Source organism: Bradyrhizobium ottawaense, assembly GCF_900099825.1.
In the GTDB taxonomy this organism is placed as follows: Bacteria; Pseudomonadota; Alphaproteobacteria; order Rhizobiales; family Xanthobacteraceae; genus Bradyrhizobium; species Bradyrhizobium ottawaense_A.
The window spans coordinates 4,677,887-4,695,208 of the sequence record NZ_LT629693.1 but is presented as its reverse complement, the minus strand read 5'-3'; the positions used below and the strand labels follow the sequence as shown (position 1 = coordinate 4,695,208).

At 63.2% G+C, this 17,322-nt stretch carries 18 protein-coding genes; 2 read left to right on the top strand and 16 right to left on the bottom strand.

Annotated features, from left to right (window positions below):
• Positions 1-40: 40 nt before the first annotated feature.
• The 16 genes from BLR13_RS21865 to urtA all read right to left on the bottom strand — a co-directional run bounded on the left by BLR13_RS21865 (position 41) and on the right by urtA (position 14,775).
• Positions 41-568 (bottom strand): REP-associated tyrosine transposase, encoded by a 528-nt coding sequence (locus BLR13_RS21865; protein WP_074819657.1) that lies wholly within the window; start codon positions 566-568, stop codon positions 41-43.
• A 74-nt stretch (positions 569-642) separates the two neighbouring features.
• Positions 643-2,301 carry a CHASE domain-containing protein gene (locus BLR13_RS21860; protein WP_074819659.1) on the bottom strand — a complete coding sequence of 553 codons (1,659 nt, stop codon included), beginning with the start codon at positions 2,299-2,301 and terminating at the stop codon, positions 643-645.
• Positions 2,302-2,608: 307 nt separating this feature from the next.
• The gene (gene ureG, locus BLR13_RS21855; RefSeq protein ID WP_074819661.1) at positions 2,609-3,247 is read right to left on the bottom strand and encodes an urease accessory protein UreG; all 639 of its coding nucleotides are present in this window, start codon (positions 3,245-3,247) and stop codon (positions 2,609-2,611) included.
• A 168-nt stretch (positions 3,248-3,415) separates the two neighbouring features.
• Positions 3,416-4,153 (bottom strand): urease accessory protein UreF, encoded by a 738-nt coding sequence (locus tag BLR13_RS21850; protein ID WP_074819663.1) that lies wholly within the window; start codon positions 4,151-4,153, stop codon positions 3,416-3,418.
• A complete protein-coding gene (locus BLR13_RS21845; RefSeq protein ID WP_074819665.1) occupies positions 4,134-4,763 on the bottom strand; it encodes an urease accessory protein UreE in 630 nt (209 codons plus the stop codon). Before BLR13_RS21845 ends, BLR13_RS21850 begins: the two co-directional genes overlap by 20 nt.
• 151 nt (positions 4,764-4,914) lie before the next feature.
• Positions 4,915-5,214: a putative quinol monooxygenase gene (locus BLR13_RS21840; protein ID WP_027538299.1), complete on the bottom strand. Its 300-nt coding sequence runs from the start codon at positions 5,212-5,214 to the stop codon at positions 4,915-4,917.
• A gap of 35 nt (positions 5,215-5,249) precedes the next feature.
• Positions 5,250-5,549 carry a putative quinol monooxygenase gene (locus BLR13_RS21835; RefSeq protein WP_074819667.1) on the bottom strand — a complete coding sequence of 100 codons (300 nt, stop codon included), beginning with the start codon at positions 5,547-5,549 and terminating at the stop codon, positions 5,250-5,252.
• A 49-nt stretch (positions 5,550-5,598) separates the two neighbouring features.
• Positions 5,599-7,314 (bottom strand): urease subunit alpha, encoded by a 1,716-nt coding sequence (gene ureC / locus BLR13_RS21830; RefSeq protein ID WP_074819669.1) that lies wholly within the window; start codon positions 7,312-7,314, stop codon positions 5,599-5,601.
• A 47-nt stretch (positions 7,315-7,361) separates the two neighbouring features.
• Complete coding sequence (locus BLR13_RS21825; RefSeq protein ID WP_074819671.1) at positions 7,362-7,667, bottom strand: urease subunit beta; 306 nt, start codon at positions 7,665-7,667, stop codon at positions 7,362-7,364.
• 112 nt (positions 7,668-7,779) lie between these two features.
• Positions 7,780-8,082, bottom strand: coding sequence for an urease subunit gamma (locus BLR13_RS21820; protein ID WP_074819672.1), 303 nt, complete (start codon positions 8,080-8,082; stop codon positions 7,780-7,782).
• Positions 8,083-8,123: 41 nt separating this feature from the next.
• On the bottom strand, positions 8,124-8,960 hold the full coding sequence (locus BLR13_RS21815) for an urease accessory protein UreD (RefSeq protein ID WP_074819674.1): 837 nt from the start codon (positions 8,958-8,960) through the stop codon (positions 8,124-8,126).
• A 133-nt stretch (positions 8,961-9,093) separates the two neighbouring features.
• Positions 9,094-9,789 (bottom strand): urea ABC transporter ATP-binding subunit UrtE, encoded by a 696-nt coding sequence (gene urtE / locus BLR13_RS21810; RefSeq protein WP_074819676.1) that lies wholly within the window; start codon positions 9,787-9,789, stop codon positions 9,094-9,096.
• Between the two features lie 3 nt (positions 9,790-9,792).
• A complete protein-coding gene (gene urtD, locus BLR13_RS21805; protein WP_074819679.1) occupies positions 9,793-10,557 on the bottom strand; it encodes an urea ABC transporter ATP-binding protein UrtD in 765 nt (254 codons plus the stop codon).
• A 4-nt stretch (positions 10,558-10,561) separates the two neighbouring features.
• Entirely contained in the window at positions 10,562-11,731 is a 1,170-nt protein-coding gene (gene urtC / locus BLR13_RS21800) for an urea ABC transporter permease subunit UrtC (RefSeq protein ID WP_074819681.1), read from the bottom strand.
• The gene (gene urtB / locus BLR13_RS21795; protein WP_433994284.1) at positions 11,728-13,311 is read right to left on the bottom strand and encodes an urea ABC transporter permease subunit UrtB; all 1,584 of its coding nucleotides are present in this window, start codon (positions 13,309-13,311) and stop codon (positions 11,728-11,730) included. Before urtB ends, urtC begins: the two co-directional genes overlap by 4 nt.
• A gap of 144 nt (positions 13,312-13,455) precedes the next feature.
• Positions 13,456-14,775 carry an urea ABC transporter substrate-binding protein gene (gene urtA, locus BLR13_RS21790; RefSeq protein WP_074819683.1) on the bottom strand — a complete coding sequence of 440 codons (1,320 nt, stop codon included), beginning with the start codon at positions 14,773-14,775 and terminating at the stop codon, positions 13,456-13,458.
• 571 nt (positions 14,776-15,346) lie between these two features.
• Between urtA and BLR13_RS21785 the strand changes: the two genes are divergently transcribed.
• Together BLR13_RS21785 and infA are read left to right on the top strand one after the other, a co-directional pair.
• Positions 15,347-16,849 (top strand): DEAD/DEAH box helicase, encoded by a 1,503-nt coding sequence (locus BLR13_RS21785; RefSeq protein WP_074819686.1) that lies wholly within the window; start codon positions 15,347-15,349, stop codon positions 16,847-16,849.
• A 24-nt stretch (positions 16,850-16,873) separates the two neighbouring features.
• On the top strand, positions 16,874-17,158 hold the full coding sequence (gene infA, locus BLR13_RS21780) for a translation initiation factor IF-1 (RefSeq protein ID WP_074819689.1): 285 nt from the start codon (positions 16,874-16,876) through the stop codon (positions 17,156-17,158).
• Positions 17,159-17,322: the final 164 nt, after the last annotated feature.

Below are 17,322 nucleotides of genomic sequence, written 5' to 3'. Positions count from 1 at the left end.
GTAGGGTGGGCAAAGGCGCACTTGCGCCGTGCCCACCATTTCATTCCCCGAACGAACCCTGGATATCTCTTACATTCCCGCCCCAATCGGCGACGAGCAGGCCTCGTTCGACATAGCGATGAAAGCTGCTATGCGGCCACTGCGATACACGGGTGACATGACCATGTTTTACAGGATTGAAATGAACATAATCAACATGCCGTTCGAGATCCGCGTCATCGCGAATAGCATGTTCCCAATAACGGCGCTGCCAAACACCTTTTTCCCGTTTGGCGAGCTTACTTCCCGACCGCGGCCGCGCGTCAAGACCCCGCGAAAACCCGCTCTTGATCAGGCTCCAACGGGTAGAGAAATCAAAATCGCTTTCCGGCAGGGTCCAGATTGCGTGAACGTGATCGGGTAGCACGCAAATCGCAACGGTCTCGAACGGCCGACGTTCCTGAACAAGGCGATAGGCCTTCCGCAGACGTTCGATTTCTTCGACGAGCAGGTTGCTCGACCGATCGGCAAGAACGACCGTGAAAAAGAACGTGCTACCGTCTATTCGCGCTCGTCGATATTGCGGCATACCGCCACTATACCACGCGCGGCGCGGTGGGCACGCTTCGCTTTGCCCACCCTACAATTCTTTGCGCTAGCGCCCTACCTTACCGGACGCACCGGCGCGGAAATCTGGTCGGTGCGGTCGCGCTCGCTCATGTCGACGACGGTCACCATCGGCGCGGTGAGTTCGTAGACGTAGCTGACATCGGTGAAGTAGCGCTTGGCGGTGCCGCCCAGCGCTTCCGGCGCCACGCGATCGAGCAGGATCAGGCCGAAATCCGAGTCTTCCCGCCGCGTCGCGGCGCTGGTGTTGAACTCTTCCCAGCGAAAATGAAAAATCGTCTCCGGCTCCTCGCCGGTGATCTCCCAGGTCGCCACGATATGCGGGTGCTTGCCGACCAGCGACAGGCCCTCGTCGGAATGCGACGCCAGTTCGAAGAACAACAGCGAGAGCGATTGCGCGGCCCGCGCGCTGACGGCGATGTCAGGGCCGTTCACCGCGATGCGCTCGGCGTGCGGGATCGCGCGCGACTCGAACAGGCCTTTCAGCTTGACGCCCTGCCACTGGCTCTCGCTGAGCAGCGTGACGACATTGGACATCGCGTGAATGCGCCCGATCAGAAGCTCGCGCGCGACATCGATGTCGGAGCCGTGACGCAGCGTGCGCGTCACGATCGACTGGATCACGGCCAGGATGTTCTTGACCCGATGGTTGAGCTCGTCGATCACGGCGGTCAGCCGACGCTCGAAGCCGATTCTTACCTGGATCTCGCGGCTGAGCCGCAGGTTGTTGTAGGCGACGTAACCAAACAGCCCGCAGATGATGCCGGTCAGCGCCAGGCCGATGGCAGCCACGATCACAGCCGTTTGCTGCGCGCGCTGCAGCACGTTGGTTTTGGCGTAATAAGCGAGCGACCAGTCGCGGCCGCCAAACGTCACCTTGCGCACCATCGACGGCGCCGGGCTGTCCTGCGCCACCGCGCGCGAGGTGACGACGCCGGAATCGTTGGCGACGAACTCGTCATTGGCGTCGCGCGGATCCTTCAGCACCACCGAAAACAGCGAGCGATCGTCATTGGCCAGCATCAACGGCGCCAACTCGTAGGAAAAGGTGACGAAGCCGGCGAGCCCGGTCGATCCATCCTGCGACACCGGCGCCGCCAGCACGAGGCCGACCGGCCCGTTCACCCGCAACAGCGGGATCGGGTCCGACGCGACTGGCTTGCCGGCCACCGTCGCCTGCGCCAGCATCGGGCCGACGATCGAGTGACGGTCCAGCGCGCGGCCGGGAAGGCCGATCGTGTCCGGGCTGCGCGGTTCGAGGTCCATCAGCACGTTGACCGGCTTGTCGATGGCCTTGATGTCCAGCGGCTGGTCGTCGAAATCGCGAATCGTCGGGTTGGAAAAGCCGGCGCTCCTGAGTTCGGATTCGGCCTGGCCCAGCTCGCCTGGCTTGAGCCGCGCGATCCAGGACGCCACCACGAAATCGGTCTTGAAGGCATAGATCGAGGACCGCAGCGGCTGCAGCATGTTGGCCTTCACCACCGATGGCGCGCGGAACAGCCCGGATGCAACGCGCGCAAGCAATTCGCGCTCGGTCAGGCGATCCTGCACCAGACTGGCGTGGACGTCGATCGCGCGCGCCAGCGCGATCCCCTCGATCTGCAGTTCCTGATCGTGGACGCGATAGGCCGCAAAACCGGAGAGCATGACCCCGATCAGTGCGATAAAGCCGATGATGAATCCCAGCCGGACCACTCGCTTACTCGGGAATGAAAAGTGGGCGAAAACGAAAAAACAACTCTCGGACCTGCCGTGGCAGCAACGCGCGGCAGCGAACGCCGGCCGCGGCGGAATATGAAGGAGCGATCATCGGCACGCAACAGAGAGAGGGGTGGCAGCGGGTAACAATGCTGGCCGCCGCTAACGCTGGTTTTGCGGGGCCAGAGGTTGCTAATCGCGCCGGGTCGATTTGGTTCCCGCGAATTTGAGATATTTTCGAAACACCCGCAGCGAGCGCCCAAATGGTTAACGCGCGTCGCCGGTCGCAAGACCCGGCCCGGCGTCAGCCGACCTTGGCCTTCGCGGCCGGGCGGAGCCCGCCCTTGGTCTCAATGAAGGCGATGATGCGATCGAGCCCCTCGCTCTTCTTCAGATTGGTCATCACGAACGGGCGTTCACCGCGCATCCGCTTCGCATCGGTGTCCATCTTCTCCAGCGACGCGCCGACATGCGGCGCGAGATCGATCTTGTTGATCACCAGGAGGTCGGATCGGGTAATGCCGGGGCCGCCCTTGGAGGGGATCTTGTCGCCCGCCGCGACGTCGATGACGTAGATCGTGAGGTCGGCGAGTTCGGGCGAGAAAGTCGCGGCCAGATTGTCGCCGCCGGACTCGATCAGCACCAGATCGAGGTTGGGGAATTTCGCGCGCATGTCGGCGATAGCGGCGAGATTCATTGAGGCGTCCTCGCGGATCGCGGTATGCGGGCAGCCGCCGGTCTCGACGCCGGCGATGCGATCTGGCGTCAGCGAGCCCGACCGCACCAGAAACTCGGCATCCCATTTGGTGTAGATGTCGTTGGTGATCGCGGCGATGTCGTAGCGCTCCCGCATCGATTTGCAGAGCAGGTCCATCAGCGCGGTCTTGCCGGAGCCGACGGGGCCGCCGACGCCGATCCGAAGCGGTCCATGAGAATTAGACATCTGGGGCGCTCTCCAAGTTATTAGTGCGCAATTGCGCACGGGCGCAGGGACCCATACCGCGTGAACTATCTGTAGGGCTGCATGGCGGACGTCTGCCGCAACTATCATGGCCGGTGACTATGGGTCCCCGCGTTCGCGGGGACGACGGGCTGAGAGTGCGTCGCCTCGTCATGACCGGAACAGCCTCGTATACTGGGTCTCGTGGCGCAGGCTGGCGAGGTCGGCGCGGAAGGTGGCGCTGGCGAGATCGTCGAGGCCGGATTCGAGCGCGCGCTTGGCCGTGGACACCACCACCGGCTCGAGGGCGGCGAGCACCCGCTGGCTGTCGGTCTGGCCGAGCGGGATCAGCCGCGCGCCTGCGGAAATCCAGTTCGACACCAGCGCATGCAGGAAGCCATGCATCGCCGGCGCCAGCGGAATGGCGTGCGCGGCGCTGACCAGGCCCACCGCAACGGGATAGACGATCGGCCCGTCGCAAGCAGTGATCACGGCGTCGAGCCCTTCGCAGGTCCAGGCCGACCGCGCGATCTCGATGAAGGCACGCCCCTGCGTCGTGGTCTCGAGCTGGCGTTCGCGCGACGGCACGAAGGCGGCGGCGAGTTCGGCGATCTCGCGCAACGCGGCGTCATCGTGCCGCGAGACCGCCCGATGCGCCTGCGCCAAAAACACGCCGTCGCAAAATCCGGAGCCTTCCGCCAGCATCGTGGCCAGCCAGTCGCGCAACGAGGCGGCATCAGTGATGTCGCCGGCCTCCACCGCCCATTCGATGCCGCTGGAATAAGAGAAGGCGCCGACCGGAAACGCCGGCGACAGCCAGGTCATCAACCGGTACAGCGCCGCACCTTCGCTTGCCGTCATCCCGCCGTGTTCGTCGGCGGGGGCTGGCTCACTTGTGGTCATGAGCATGGGAGTGATCGTGCTGGTGATCGTGGCCACAATGCTCGTCGTGGTGGTGGTCATCATGGTGACCGTGATCACCGTGGTGATCGTGCTTATGATCACCATGGTCATGGTCATGACTGTGATCATGATCGCCGTGATCATGCGAAGCATGATCGTGCGCGTGGTCCTCGGCATGCGCGTGGGCGGCGGCATAAGCGCCGCCTTCGGGATCGAACGGTGCCTCGATCTCGATGATGCGGGCGCCGAGTCCGGTCACCATCGCCTCGATGACGTGGTCGCGGCGGATGCGCAGGCCCTTCGGCATGATCTGGGTCGGCAGATGGCGGTTGCCGAGATGCCAGGCGACCCGCACCAGATGGAGCGGATCGGCGCCACGGATTTCGACCAGCGGCTCGGGAGCGGCGACCACCTCGATCAGGCGGCCGTCCTCCAGCACCAGCGCGTCGCCGCCGCGCAGTGCGACGGCGTTTTCCAGATCGAGCAGGAATTCCAGCCCGCGCGTGCCCGTCATCGCCATCCGCCGCCGGTGCCGGTCGTCGAAATCGAGCACGACGGTATCGGCCGCGGCGTGCGTCCAGCGATGCTGGCCCTGAACCTTGGTGGCACGGATCATTTAAGTTTACCTCGGCAACTTTCCCGTTCGGTGGCTTCATCCTTCGAGACGGCGCTTCTCGCCTCCTCAGGATGAGGTCTTAATCCCTCATGGTGAGGAGCGCGGCACCGCCGCGCGTCTCGAACCATGTGGCCACCGAGCAGCGCGCGCATTAGAACTTCTCGACCTTGCCGTCGCTGATGATCTCGATCACCGTCGGCGCCGTCTTCATCTGCGACGAATATTCCCGCCACACCTTCATATGCGGCGCCTTGCCATGCGCGTTGAGGTCGTCGCGGCTCTCCCAGCGCTCTACCACCACATACAGATTGGGGTTGTTGACGCTGACATGGCCTTCATAGGAGATGCAGCCTTTCTCCTTGTGCGTTTCGGCGATACAGGCCTTGTGCCCCTTGATGAAGTCGTCCTTGTTTTCCGGCTTCATTGGCGTGGTGGCGATGACGTAGATCATGGTTTCTCCCTTGATTTTTCCTTGGCGTTTCTTGCTTAGCGAACGTCGACTTTTTCGGGCGTGATGACTTCGATCTTCGGCGGCGCGCTGAGGCATTTGACGACGACGCGGCCAAACGCCTTCATGTGCTCGGCCGCACGGTGCGGCACCAGTGCCTCGGCATTTTCCCACTGCTCGACGAACACCATCTTGGAATGATCGGTGACGCTCTCGTGCAGATCATAGGCGATGTTGCCCGGCTCTTTCCGGGTTTCCTTGATGCAGGCGGTGGCCGCCGCGATGAATTCGGCGTGGGTTTCAGGCTTGATCATCAGTGTGGCAACGACATAGATCACGTAGATTCTCCCGGACTTTTGTTCTGGCTTTGATCGCCCGGGGGAAACCCTAATACATGAAATACCTCTGCGCCATGGGCAGCACCTCGGCCGGCGCGCAGGTCAGGAGCTCGCCGTCTGCGCGCACCTCATAGGTCTCGGAATCGACCTCGATTTTCGGGGTGGCGCCGTTATGGATCATGCTCTTTTTGGAGATGCCGCCGCGGGTGTTTTTCACCGGGTAGAGCTTCTTGTCGATGCCGAGTTTCCGCGCCAGCCCGCCGGTAATGGCGGCCTTCGAGGTGAACACCACCGAGGACGCCGTCAGCGACTTGCCGTAGGCGGCGAACATCGGCCGGTAATGCACGGGCTGCGGCGTCGGGATCGAGGCGTTGGGATCGCCCATCGGCGCTGCCACGATCGAGCCACCCTTGATGATGCAATCCGGCTTGACGCCGAAGAAGGCCGGCGACCACAGCACCAGATCCGCCATCTTGCCTCTCTCAACTGAACCTATCAGCTTCGACACGCCATGCGCGATCGCGGGGTTGATGGTGTATTTCGAGATGTAGCGCTTGACGCGGAAATTATCGTTGTCGTTGCCCTTGTCTTCCGGCAGCGAGCCGCGCTGCTTCTTCATCTTGTCGGCGGTCTGCCAGGTCCGGATGATAACTTCGCCGAGCCGGCCCATCGCCTGCGAGTCCGACGACATCATCGAGAGCGCGCCGAGGTCGTGCAGGATGTCTTCGGCCGCGATGGTTTCTTTCCGGATGCGACTTTCGGCAAAGGCGAGGTCTTCCGCAATCGAGGGATCGAGATGGTGGCACACCATCAGCATGTCCAGATGCTCGTCGATGGTGTTGCGGGTGAACGGCCGGGTCGGGTTGGTCGAGGACGGCAGCACGTTCTTCAGGCCGGCGATCTTGATGATGTCAGGCGCATGGCCGCCGCCGGCGCCTTCGGTATGGAAGGCGTGGATGGTGCGGCCCTTGAACGCCTTCACGGTGTCCTCGACGAAGCCGGATTCGTTCAGCGTGTCCGAATGCAGCATTACCTGGACGTCGTAGTCATCGGCCACCGACAGGCAGTTGTCGATCGCCGACGGCGTGGTGCCCCAGTCCTCGTGCAGTTTCAGCGCGCAGGCGCCGGCCTTGATCATCTCGACCAGTGCCGCGGGGCGCGAGGCGTTGCCCTTGCCGGAAATGCCGAGATTGACCGGGAACGCGTCGAACGACTGGATCATCCGGCCCATGTGCCAAGGGCCGGGCGTGCAGGTGGTGGCGAAGGTGCCGTGCGACGGACCGGTGCCGCCGCCCAGCATCGACGTGACGCCACTCATCAGCGCGTGCTCGATCTGCTGCGGGCAGATGAAATGGATGTGGCTGTCGAAACCGCCGGCGGTGAGAATCTTGCCCTCGCCCGCGATGACGTCGGTGCCGGGGCCGATCACGATGGTGACGCCGGGCTGGATGTCGGGATTGCCGGCCTTGCCTACGCCTGCGATCATGCCCTCCTTGATCGCAACGTCGGCCTTGACGATGCCCCAGTGATCGACGATCAGCGCATTGGTGATCACGGTATCGGCCGCGCCCTGCCGGTTGGTGACCTGCGATTGCCCCATGCCGTCGCGGATCACCTTGCCGCCGCCGAACTTCACCTCCTCGCCGTAGACGGTGAAATCCTTCTCGACCTCGATGATGAGATCGGTATCGGCCAGCCGCACCTTGTCGCCGGTAGTAGGCCCGAACATGTCGGCATAGACGGAACGTTTGATTTTCACGGACATATCAGGCTCCAGCCTTCATCATTGCCGAATGGATCACAGCTTGTGGTTCAGAGCTTTCCTTGCACGTCGCCACGAAAACCGTAGATCACGCGCTTGCCGGCGAGTGCGACAAGCTGCACGTCGCGGGTCTGGCCGGGCTCGAACCGCACCGCGGTGCCGGCGGCGATGTCGAGCCGCATGCCGCGGGCTTTCTTGCGGTCGAATTTCAGCGCCGGATTGGTTTCGAAGAAATGATAGTGCGAGCCGACCTGGATCGGGCGGTCGCCGGTATTGGCGACCGTGAGCGTCACCGTCTTGCGGCCGGCGTTGAGTTCGATCTCGCCGTCCTTGATGAAGAGTTCGCCGGGAATCATTTTCTGTCTTTCCTCCGTCATTCCGGAGCACGCGAAGCGTGAATCCGGAAGTTCGAGATAATCACTTCTGGATTCCGGGTTCGGCCGTACCGGCCGCCCCGGAATGACTGCGTCACCTGATCGGCTCATGCACGGTGACGAGCTTGGTGCCGTCCGGAAACGTCGCTTCCACCTGGATGTCGTGGATCATTTCGGGGATGCCATCCATCACCTGCGCGCGGGTGATCACCTCTGCGCCGGCCTGCATCAGTTCGGCGACGGTGCGGCCGTCGCGCGCGCCCTCGACGATGAAATCGGAGATGATGGCGATCGCCTCGGGATGGTTGAGCTTGACGCCGCGCTCCAGCCTGCGGCGCGCCACCATGGCCGCCATCGAGATCAAGAGCTTGTCCTTTTCGCGGGGAGACAGGTTCATGCGAGCACTCTGATAGTTTGAAGATCTAGTTGAGCCGGGTCCTAATTGAGCCAAAGCCGCGGCAGCGCCACGCCGCTGGCGCGACCGAGCACGGCCATCATGTCGGCGCGGAGCCGCGCCGCATCTTGGCCACAGAAGCGCGCCATTGCAAATCCATTCCAGGCGGAGATTCCGACTTCGCCGCCGAACGTGTCCGAAGCTTCGCGGATCCGCTCCACCACGGCCTCATCACCCGGCACGATCAGCGCGGTGCCAATGGCGACGCCGCCTTTGGCAACCGCCGGCCGCGCCAGCTTCTCGCCGATCTCGCCGTCCAGCCGGATGGTTTCCGCAAAAACAAGCTTGCCGCCGCGACGCAGGCGCCAACGGTCGACGAATTCGCCGTGCAGCATCCGTTCGCCCATCGCCGAACGGCCGAACACCACGATTTCGCACAACAGCAGCGAGGCGCTTTCCGCGAGATCAAGATCAATCCGCCGCGATATCCGTGCCCGGTCGAACAGGATGGTTTCCTGCGGCAGCCAGGCGAGATGCGCGCCGGCCTCGGCCTTCAGCGCGATGTTGAGCTCCGCAACAGGTCCCGGCGCGCGGTAGACTTTTTCTGCCGCCGCCGTCGTCAGCGTCAGCCGCGCGCCCTCGCCCGCCGTGATAGCGATATCGAAGCGGTCGCCGCCGGCGATACCACCGGCGGTATTGACGAACACACCCGACAGCCCCTCGGCCTCCGGCGAGGGAAAGCGCACGCGCAGCGAGCCTGACTCATGCAAGATGCCGCGACGGGTAACGCCGTCCTGCAGGTGCACGCCGAACTTCACCGCGCCCTGGGCCCGGTTGGCCGCGAATGTCGCTGCCGCCGCGTGCGTGGTGTCGGTCCGCATCTGCTTCCTCAAGGCTTTATTTTTGACGCATTTTCTTCACGCGAACCGGAAACCACTTCGCTTGAAAACGCTCTATATTTGACGCGTTTTCTTCACGCGAACCGGAAAACCACTTCGCTTGAAAACGCTATTGTCACAGCGCCATCTGGCGGCTGATTTCGGCAGGATCGAGGTTCGAGCGATCGCAGGCATATTTCACCGCGCCCCGGTCCATGACCGCGAAATTGTCGCCGAGCTCGCAGGCAAAGTCGAGATATTGTTCGACCAGCACGATCGCCATGTTGCCGAGGCTGCGCAGATAGGAGATGGCGCGGCCGATATCCTTGATGATCGAGGGCTGGATGCCTTCGGTCGGCTCGTCGAGCAGCAGCAATTTCGGCCGCATCACCAGCGCGCGACCGATCGCCAGTTGCTGTTGTTGTCCGCCGGACAGATCGCCACCGCGTCGGCCCAGCATCGAATCCAGCACCGGAAACAGCGAGAACACGTCGTCGGGGATATTGCGGTCCTCGCGCTTGAGCGGGCCGAAGCCGGTCTTGAGATTTTCCTCCACCGTCAGCAGCGGAAAGATCTCGCGGCCCTGCGGCACGAAGCCGATGCCGGCCCGTGCGCGCTCGTACGGCTTCATCGTCGTGATGTCCTTGCCGTCGAGCGTGATCGATCCGCTGGCCACCGGGTACTGGCCCACCATCGCGCGTAGCAGGGAAGTCTTGCCGACGCCGTTGCGGCCGAGCACGCACAATACCTTGCCGGTTTCGGCCGCGACCGAAACGCCGCGCAACGCCTGCGCCGCGCCGTAATAGAGATTGATGTTGTCGACTTTCAGCATGGATCAGCGCCCCAAATACACTTCGACGACACGCTCGTTGGTAGAGACCTGATCGATCGTTCCTTCGGCCAATACCGTGCCCTCGTGCAGGCACGTCACCTTGACGCCGAGCTCACGCACGAAGGTCATGTCGTGCTCGACCACCATGATGGTCTTTTCCTTGTTGATTTCCTTGAGCAGCTCGGCGGTCTGGTGGGTCTCGACGTCGGTCATCCCGGCGACGGGTTCGTCGACCAGCAATAGCTTCGGATCCTGCGCCAGCAACATGCCGATCTCCAGCCACTGCTTCTGGCCGTGCGAGAGGCTTCCCGCGAGGCGGTTGCGCGAGTCTTTCAGGCGAATGGTTTCCAGCACGCGCTCGATCCGCTCGGTTTCCGGCTTGCTCTCGCGCCAGAACAGCGTGCCCTTGACGCTGTGATCGACGTTCAGCGCCAGCAGCAGGTTGTCCTCGATGGTCTGGCTCTCGAACACCGTCGGCTTCTGGAACTTGCGGCCGATGCCGAGTTCGGCGATGCGGGTTTCGTCGAGCCGGGTCAGGTCGGTGATGCCGTCGAACAGCACCGTGCCCTCGTCCGGCTTGGTCTTGCCGGTGATGATGTCCATCATCGTGGTCTTGCCGGCGCCGTTCGGGCCGATGATGGCGCGCATCTCGCCGGGCTGCAGCGTCAGCGACAGGTTGTTGATGGCGTGAAAACCGTCGAACGAGACATGCACGCCGTCGAGATAGAGCAGCGCGGACGTCGTCCTTCCACCCTCCATGATGCTCATTCGCTCACTCCGCCGGGTTCGGTTCGCTGACGCCGTCTTCGCGCGCAGCACTTGTCGCGTCCGCCGACATTCGTTTGGCGTTGTACGGTTCCCACCAGGCGTTGAAGGTGCCGATGATCCCCTTCGGCAGCAGCAGCGTCACCAGGATGAACAGCGCGCCCAGCATGAATAGCCAGTACGGCGCCAGCGGGCCCGACGTGAAGACGGTTTTCGCATAGTTGACGACGACGGCGCCGAGCGCCGCCCCGATCAGTGTGCCGCGGCCGCCGACCGCGACCCAGATCACCGCCTCGATCGAATTGCCCGGTGCGAATTCGCCGGGATTGATGATGCCGACCTGCGGCACATAGAGCGCGCCGGCCACGCCGGCCATGCAGGCCGACAGCGTGAACACGAACAGCTTGTAGGATTCGACGCGATAACCGAGGAACCGCGTGCGCGATTCGGCATCGCGGACCGCGATCAGCACCTTGCCCAGTTTCGAGGTCACGACCGCGCGGCAGATCAGGAAGCCGATGATCAGCGCCAGACAACTCAGCACGAACAACGCCGCGCGGGTGCCGTCGGCCTGCACGTTGAAGCCGAGAATGTCCTTGAAGTCGGTCAGGCCGTTATTGCCGCCGAAGCCGAAATCGTTGCGGAAGAACGCCAGCAGCAGCGCGTAGGTCATCGCTTGCGTAATGATGGAAAGATAGACGCCGGTGACTCGCGACCGGAACGCCAGCCAGCCGAAGCAGAATGCCAGCAGCCCGGGCACCAGCAGCACCATCAATGCCGCGAACCAGAACATATCGAAGCCGTGCCAGTACCAGGGCAGTTTTGGATAGTTCAGGAACACCATGAAGTCGGGCAGGATCGGATTGCCGTAGACGCCGCGGCTGCCGATCTGGCGCATCAGGTACATGCCCATCGCATAGCCGCCGAGCGCGAAGAAGGCGCCGTGGCCGAGCGAGAGAATGCCGCAATAGCCCCAGATCAGGTCGATCGAGAGCGCCAGGATGGCGTAGCAGACATATTTACCGAACAGCGCGACCAGATAGGTCGGCACTTGGAAAAACGAACCCGCCGGCAGCAACAGGTTGGACAGCGGGATCAGCACGCCGAGGCCTGCGACCACGAGCAGGAAGACCGTGGCGCTGCGATCCAGCGAGCGCGTCAGGACATGCGGCATCATGCTTCCACCGCCCGGCCCTTGAGCGCGAACAGCCCGCGCGGCCGCTTCTGGATGAACAGGATGATCAGCACGAGAATGGCGATCTTGCCGAGCACGGCGCCCGCGACCGGCTCCAGGAACTTGTTGGCGATGCCGAGCGTGAAGGCGCCGACCAGCGTGCCCCAGAGATTACCGACGCCGCCGAACACCACCACCATGAAGCTGTCGATGATGTAGCTCTGGCCGAGATTGGGACTGACATTGTCGATCTGCGACAGCGCCACACCGGCGATCCCGGCGATGCCCGAGCCGAGACCGAAGGTCAGCGCATCGACACGCGAGGTGGCGATGCCCATCGACGCCGCCATGCGGCGGTTTTGCGTGACGGCGCGCATCTCGAGGCCAAGCGCGGTGTAGCGCAGCATCGCGAGCAGGATGGCGAAGACCGCGAGCGTAAAGCAGAGGATCCAGAGCCGGTTATAAGTGATGGTGATCTGGCCGAGTTCGAACGCACCGCTCATCCAGGAGGGATTGCCGACCTCGCGGTTGGTCGGGCCGAATGCGGTGCGCACCGCCTGCTGCAGCACCAGCGACAGGCCCCAGGTCGCCAGCAGCGTTTCCAGCGGCCGGCCGTAGAGGAAGCGGATGATACAGCGTTCGATCACGACGCCGAGCGCGCCGGCGACGATAAAGGCCAGCGGCACCGCGATCAGCAGCGAATAGTCGAACAGGCCGGGATAGCGGGTGCGAATGACTTCCTGCACCACGAAGGTGGTGTAGGCGCCGATCATCACCATCTCGCCATGCGCCATGTTGATGACGCCCATCACGCCGAAGGTGATGGCAAGGCCGATCGCGGCGAGCAGCAGCACCGACCCCAGCGACAGGCCGTACCAGGCGTTCTGCACGGTGGACCACAGCGCCAGCGTGCGCTGAATGGCGGCCGTAGCACCTGCCGCGGCGTTCGCGATCGCCGGCGGCTGATCGCTGCCGAGCCCGGTGAGCAGCGCCATCGCTTCCTGGTCGCCACGCGCCCTGACGGTGGCGATGGCTTCGAGCTTCTCGACGTCGGTGGCATCGGGCTTGTAGAGCAGGATGGCGGCGCGGGCCTCAGTAAAGGCGGCCTTCGCCGCCTTGTTAGTTTCCTTTGCCAGCGCGCCGTCGATCACCGGCAGCATGGTCTCGTCGTGGGTCTTGAACACCGACTGCGCGGCCGCGATCCGCTTGGCAGGATCTGGCGACAGCAGGGTCAGGCCGCCAAGGGCGGCTTCCACGGTGCGGCGCAGGCGGTTGTTGAGGCGAACGGCGGCCGCATTGTCCGGCAGCTTGTCGACGGCGGCACCCGTCGCGGCATCGATGACCTTGTCGTCGGTCCCGGTGACGAAAACCTTTTTGGTATCGGGATCGGCCGCAAGCCGGCCGTCCCCGAGCGCGCTGATGATGGTGAAGGCCAGCGGATTGCCCGAGGTCGCGATCGCGCCGACGGCGTCGTCGGTATCGGAAAAATCGTCATTGGCGAATTTGGTGACCGCATCCTCGAACGGACCGGCAAAAGCCGGCACGGCGAAAGCCGCGACCAGCAGCAGCGAGAAGCAAAGCACGCGAAGGCGATCGAGGAAATTGCCAAGCACTGTACGACCCCGGCGGGAGTGTGGGGAGAAGGCGGCAGCATGCCGCCCTCTCCGGTCTCGGTCTCTTGGAAGTCTTCTTGCTCTTGGAAGTCTTCGTGTCGTCCGCTCAGGAGATCAGGAACCCTGACCGCCGCACTTGTTGGTCTTGGTGTTGTAGTTGCCGCACTTCTTGCCAACCCAGTCGCCGATCAGGTCCTTGGAGCCGTCGAGCTCCTTCGACCATGCATCGCCGGCCACCAGGCCCGGGGTCTTCCACACCACGTCGAACTGGCCGTTGCCTTTGATTTCGCCAATGAACACCGGCTTGGTGATGTGATGGTTCGGCAGCATCTTCGAGGTGCCGCCGGTCAGGTTCTTGGCTTCGATGCCGGGCAGCGCGTCGATCACCTTGTCGGCGTCGGTCGACTTCACCTTCTCGACCGCCTTGACCCACATGTCGAAGCCGATGACGTGCGCTTCCATCGGATCGTTGGTCACGCGCTTCGGGTTCTTGGTGTAGGTCTGCCACGCCTTGATGAACTTCTCGTTCTCGGGCGTCTTGATCGACTCGAAGTAGTTCCACGCGGCGAGATGGCCGAGCAGCGGCTTGGTGTCGATGCCGGCGAGCTCTTCTTCGCCGACCGAGAACGCGACAACCGGAATATCGGTCGCCTTGATGCCCTGGTTGCCGAGTTCCTTGTAGAAGGGAACGTTGGCGTCGCCGTTGATGGTGGAGACCACGGCGGTCTTCTTGCCGGCCGAGCCGAACTTCTTGATGTCGGCCACGATCGTCTGCCAGTCACTGTGACCGAACGGCGTGTAGTTGATCATGATGTCTTCCTGCTTGACGCCCTTCGACTTCAAGTAGGCTTCGAGAATCTTGTTGGTGGTGCGCGGATAGACGTAGTCGGTGCCGGCCAGCACCCAGCGCTTCACCTTTTCGTCCTTCATCAGGTAGTCGACCGCGGGGATCGCCTGCTGGTTCGGCGCCGCTCCGGTGTAGAACACGTTGCGCTCGCTCTCTTCACCCTCGTACTGCACGGGGTAGAACAGGATGCTGTTCAGCTCCTTGAACACCGGGAGCACGGACTTGCGCGACACCGAAGTCCAGCAGCCGAACACAACGGCGACCTTGTCCTTGGTGATCAACTCGCGGGCCTTTTCGGCAAACAGCGGCCAGTTCGAAGCGGGATCGACCACGACGGCCTCGAGCTTCTTGCCGAGTACGCCGCCCTTCTTGTTCTGCTCGTCGATCAGGAAGAGGATGGTGTCCTTCAGCGTGGTTTCGCTGATGGCCATGGTGCCGGAAAGCGAGTGCAGGACGCCGACCTTGATGGTGTCGTCGGCGGCTTTCGCATGGGTGAATGTGGCCAGACCCAAAACCAGGCCGGCGGTCGCCGCGAGCCAGCGGCGGCGGCTCATCTTCGCTATATCGTGGGTAAGCTGTGTAAGCATGAAATGTCATCTCCCTGACGCAGGCGTAAAACGCTGCGAAACGGCCCCAACGGCCGCCTGCGTTAATGGAATCGCAAGAACCATGCCACGGAGGTAAAGCCTCTTAAGCCAATGATTTATCTTTCAAAATTGCTCAACATCGCAAAATCGCCGAGATTTTCCGCCTAATATTCGGGCCAAAAAAATGTATGCTTTGGCGGCAAACTATCTATATTTTGTGCAGCTGATGCGATCTGACTAAAATTCCGGCACGATATTTCCTCTTCCGAGGCACGCCGGCAGCGGACCGGGGAATGGAACCCGTGAATTTCGACCCATTTCTTAACTGCGTCGGCCGATCTGGCAGGTTTTACCTTGAAAGCGCCGCGTTCGTGTTCCATATGAGGTACGTGACCTAGAGAATCATCAGGTCCTTGCGAGCCGCGTGTTCTGATCCCGTCCGACGGTTTCTGGCTTGCCCCTTCAGCGACCAAAACCGACGCCCCAAACACGCGGGTGTCTCAGACACCCCTCGTGCACCTGGCCGAAAATCCGCCGGGCGCTGCTTTTTTAATGGAAAGAACCCCCGCTTTTGACCTCCTTTCAGGAATTCGGCCTCGCCGATCCCATTTCGCGTGCGCTCAAGGAAGAAAATTACGAGACGCCCACACCCATCCAGGCCCAGACCATCCCGATCGCACTTACCGGCCGTGACGTCGTCGGCATCGCCCAGACCGGCACCGGCAAGACCGCGGCCTTCGCACTGCCGATCCTGCACCGCCTGCTGGAAAACCGCATCAAGCCACAGCCCAAGACCTGCCGCGTCCTGGTGCTGAGCCCGACCCGCGAATTGTCGAGCCAGATCCTCGACAGCTTCAACGCCTATGGCCGCCACATCCGACTGAGCTCGACGCTGGCGATCGGCGGCGTGCCGATGGGCCGTCAGGTCCGCTCGCTGATGCAGGGCGTCGACGTCCTGGTGGCCACGCCCGGCCGCCTGCTCGACCTCGTGCAGAGCAACGGCCTGAAGCTCGGTTCTGTCGAGTTTCTGGTGCTCGACGAAGCCGACCGCATGCTCGACATGGGCTTCATCAACGACATCCGCAAAATCGTCGGCAAGCTGCCGATCAAGCGGCAGACGCTGTTCTTCTCGGCCACCATGCCCAAGGACATCGCCGAACTCGCCGAGGCGATGCTGCGCGACCCCGCCCGCGTGGCGGTGACGCCGGTGGCCTCCACTGTCGAGCGCATCACCCAGCGCATCATCCAGGTGGATTTCGCCGCCAAGGCCGGCGTGCTGGCCCAGCTCCTGAAGCAGGAGCCGGTCGACCGCGCGCTGATCTTCACCCGCACCAAGCACGGCGCCGACAAGGTCGTGAAGGGCCTCGCCAAGGTCGGCATCCGGGCCGACGCCATCCACGGCAACAAGTCACAGAACAACCGCGAGCGGGCGCTGGCGGCGTTCCGCAGCGGTGAGATCCGCACCCTGGTCGCCACCGACATCGCCGCCCGCGGCATCGACGTCGACGGCATCAGCCATGTGGTGAATTTCGACCTGCCCAACATTCCCGAAACCTACGTCCATCGCATCGGCCGCACCGCGCGCGCCGGCGCCGAGGGCGTCGCGATCTCGCTGATCGCCGGTGCCGAGGAAATGGGCTATCTGCGCGACATCGAACGGCTGATCCGCATCACCCTGCCGCGCGAAGACCGGCGCACGCCGGGCACCCGCGACGCCGCGCCGGCGGCCGCCTCGCAACGTCCTGCGCAAAACCGGGGCGGACGGTCCGCACCGCGCGGCCACGGCGCCAGGACCCAGGATTCCAGAGGACACGAATCCAGGGGACATGAGCCGAGAGGCCAAGAATCCCGGGGACATGATGCGGCGCCGGGCGCAAAAGGCCCTCGCCGTCCCCGCCGCGGCGGTGGTAATAATGCCGCGCCGCAGCCGAACCGGCACGAGCAGCCGCGCCCGGCTCAGCAGGGCGGCAAGAGCCAGGCCGGTCAAAGCGAAGGCATTCAAGGCGTCGCCTTCTTGCATCGCGAGAGCCGTCCGAATACCCAACCCAATCGTACCCACCGACCGCAGCGCTAAGCCTCGATCGATCTGGAGACAACCATGGCTAAAGAAGAGCTGATCCAGTTCGAAGGACTGGTGACCGAAATCCTCCCCGACGCGCGCTACCGCGTGCAGCTCGACGCCGGGCACGAGATCGTTGCCTACACCGCGGGCAAGATGAAGAAGAACCGGATCAAGACGCTGGCGGGCGATCGGGTCACGATCGAAATGTCGCCTTATGACCTGGAGAAGGGCCGCCTGATCTTCCGTCACAAGGACGAGCGTCCGAGCACCGGTGCCCCGCGGGGCGGACCTCCGCGCGGCGGCCAGTTCCGCCGCCGCTAAGGGGCGCCTGCCACCGCCTTTAAGATCGCGCCCGACACGCCCGTGTTGCGCGCGAGGGCGGTCGGCTGCCGGCCGAATCAAAAAATCGTGCACGTCAGGATTGTTTTGGACCCTACTATCGAATAATATTGTCCATCGATTTTCGGCCGGACGACATTAGCTAT